Raw genomic sequence first — 2,572 nt, forward strand, 5'->3', positions numbered from 1 at the left:
GGTCCGACGGCGGCGACGGTGGCGACGTGCCGACCGAGATCGACGAGTACCTCGCCGACGCCAACCAGTACGACGGGTCCATCGAGGACCTCACCGGACAGGACCAGGTCACCGTCGAGGTCGGGACCGGCGACGTCGGCTTCGGATTCTCGCCGGCGGCGATCCGGATCGACTCCAGTACGACCGTCGTCTGGGAGTGGACCGGGAACGGCGGGGGCCACAACGTGGCCTCCGTGGAGGACTCCGAGTCCGACTTCGACAACGGTGAAACCGTCAGCGAGGAAGGGTACACCTTCGAGCAGTCGTTCGACAACACCGGCATCCAGCTCTACGAGTGCACTCCGCACTCGGCGAACGGGATGCTCGGCGCGATCGAAGTCGTCGAGGCCTGATCCGCACACCGCGGACGGGTTCGGGACGCGAACGCGATTTTTTCCGACGGCGCGAGAGTCACCGGAGACTCACGAGAGGAACGACCAGCGGACGTCGACGATCCGGTCGTGCTCGCCCGTGACCGTCGGCCGCGCGAGGTGGTCGTTGGCGTTGACGCCGGCGTCCGCCAGGTGAGCGAGCGCCTCGTCGAGCGTGCGGTCCGAGCGCTCCACGCCGGCGTCGCGCACGTAGGGGGCGTCGAGCGGCTCCGCCCGGGAGTTCGAGATCTCGATGTCGTCGGTGAGGTCGCCGCCGATCGCGTGCGGCGGCTGGTGGAAGTGCCAGTCGCCGACCGTGAGAAACAGCCACACGTCGCCGTTGATGGCGTGGTACTCGCCGGTGACCCGCTCCGCGTCGTACGCGACGATACGCGAGAGGACGGCCGTCTTGAGCCGGTAGAGCGCGTCCTTTCGCGCCGATCGGACGTTGCTCTCGGTGACGTCGCCGCGCTCGTAGGCGGCGGTCGCCTCGTCGGCGAACTGCTTCGCGACCTTGTTGACGACGTACAGCGATTCGAGCAGATCGTCCGTCGGTTCGAGCGGGGTCACGGCGGGATACCGGTCGTGTACTGCGACCGCCCGAACGTCCGACCGTCGTGGGCATAGGCGTTTCGGGACTCGACCCGTCGGTGCGGCTGCCGGGCGTTGAGGCGGTACCCCCGGATGGTTAATTCTTTAAGCGCAGGGACGAAGAGGAAGGCAAGATGGCGCACGACTCCGTGAAACTGTACTCGGCGATATACGTCGCCCTCCTCGTGGCGGCGACGCTGAACTTCCTCCTCTTTGAGTCTTCGTTCGTCGAGTTCACCTACGCACAGGCGGTCGCCGGCACGCTGGTGATAGCGACGGTCAAAACGCTGCTCATCGTCGCGTACTTCCAGCACCTCCGGTGGGAGAACCGCTCGCTGACCTACCTGATGGGGATGGCGCTCGCGCTCACCATGCTGCTGATGGCTGCCGCGACGTACTCCATCTCGTAGACGCGCCGTCGTCGCGCCGACTCGCGGACGCACCGCTGTTCCGATTCGTTTTCTCCGTCACCTGACCCGTTTTCGACGCCTCTCCGGCGGTCTCGTCGTCGCCGTGATCCGTTTCGATGTCGCTCTCGACACCCGTAATCCTCCGCTTCCCTGTGTATTAATTAGTGGTATTAGTTAGTTATATCACGGCCGAACTTCGATAGTGAGTCGTCTATGGCGTTCAGCGACCGACTCCTCGACGCCGGATCGGAGATCTGGGACGCACAGAAGGAACACCCGTTCGTCGTCGAACTCGCGGACGGTAGCCTCGACGAGGCGGCGTTCCGTCACTGGGTGAAACAGGACTACCGGTACCTGCTCGACTACGCCCGCGTGTTCGCGCTCGCGGGGGCGGCGGCGGACGACGAAGAGACGACCCGGCGGCTGACGGGGACCGCGCACGCCACCCTCGCGGACGAGATGGACCTCCATCGGTCGTTCGCGGCCGAGTACGGGCTCTCGCCCGCGGACCTGAAAGCCGTCGAGAAGGCACCGACCTGCGCCGCGTACACGGACTTCCTCGTGCGGACGGCCCACGAGGGATCGATCGCGGAGATCGCGGCCGCCGTCTACCCGTGCGGACAGGGGTATCTCGACGTGGCCGATCACATGGCCGACCTCGCAAGCGAGGAGCACCGGTACACCCCGTTTATCGAGAAGTACACGAGCGACGCGTTTCGCGAGACGGTCGCGTGGATGCGCGAACTCGTCGACCGGTACGGGGAGGCGTACCCGGGCGAGCGCGACGCCATGCGGGCGGCGTTCCTGCGGAGCGCCCGGCTCGAACACGCGTTCTGGGGGATGTGTTACGACCGGGAGGAGTGGTCCGTCTGAGGCGGGAGAGACGGGCCGGATCGGAATCGGTCCGTGCCCTCAGAACGGGTACTCGCGCGGGTCGTGCTGGATCGAGATCCACTTCGTCTCGGTGATCTCGTCCAAGAACGCGTCGCTGTTGTAGTGGCCGACGCCGGACGCGCCGATCCCGCTGAACGGGACGTGCGCCTCGTCGTTGATCGGCTGGTCGTTGATGTGGACGTTGCCGGTCTCCATGCGGTCGGCGATCTCCTTGGCCGTGCCGAGGTCGCCGGAGTGAACCGCCCCGGAGAGTCCGTACTCCGTGTC

At 66.3% G+C, this 2,572-nt stretch carries 5 protein-coding genes; 3 read left to right on the forward strand and 2 right to left on the reverse strand.

Features of this window, described 5'->3' with window-relative positions:
• A partial coding sequence (locus tag BN903_RS05350) for a halocyanin domain-containing protein (RefSeq protein ID WP_048076708.1) occupies positions 1-392 on the forward strand: 392 nt, incomplete at its 5' end.
• A gap of 69 nt (positions 393-461) precedes the next feature.
• Here the strand turns inward: BN903_RS05350 and BN903_RS05355 are convergent.
• Positions 462-980, reverse strand: coding sequence for a hypothetical protein (locus BN903_RS05355; protein WP_048076709.1), 519 nt, complete (start codon positions 978-980; stop codon positions 462-464).
• 155 nt (positions 981-1,135) lie between these two features.
• Here BN903_RS05355 and BN903_RS05360 point away from each other — a divergent pair, with 155 nt between their 5' ends.
• The gene (locus BN903_RS05360; RefSeq protein WP_048076710.1) at positions 1,136-1,411 is read left to right on the forward strand and encodes a cytochrome C oxidase subunit IV family protein; all 276 of its coding nucleotides are present in this window, start codon (positions 1,136-1,138) and stop codon (positions 1,409-1,411) included.
• Positions 1,412-1,624: 213 nt separating this feature from the next.
• On the forward strand, positions 1,625-2,284 hold the full coding sequence (tenA, locus tag BN903_RS05365; RefSeq protein WP_048076711.1) for a thiaminase II: 660 nt from the start codon (positions 1,625-1,627) through the stop codon (positions 2,282-2,284).
• A gap of 39 nt (positions 2,285-2,323) precedes the next feature.
• Here the strand turns inward: tenA and BN903_RS05370 are convergent.
• The coding region (locus BN903_RS05370) for an aldehyde dehydrogenase family protein (RefSeq protein WP_048076712.1) at positions 2,324-2,572 on the reverse strand (249 nt) is incomplete at its 5' end.

The organism is Halorubrum sp. AJ67, assembly GCF_000513435.1.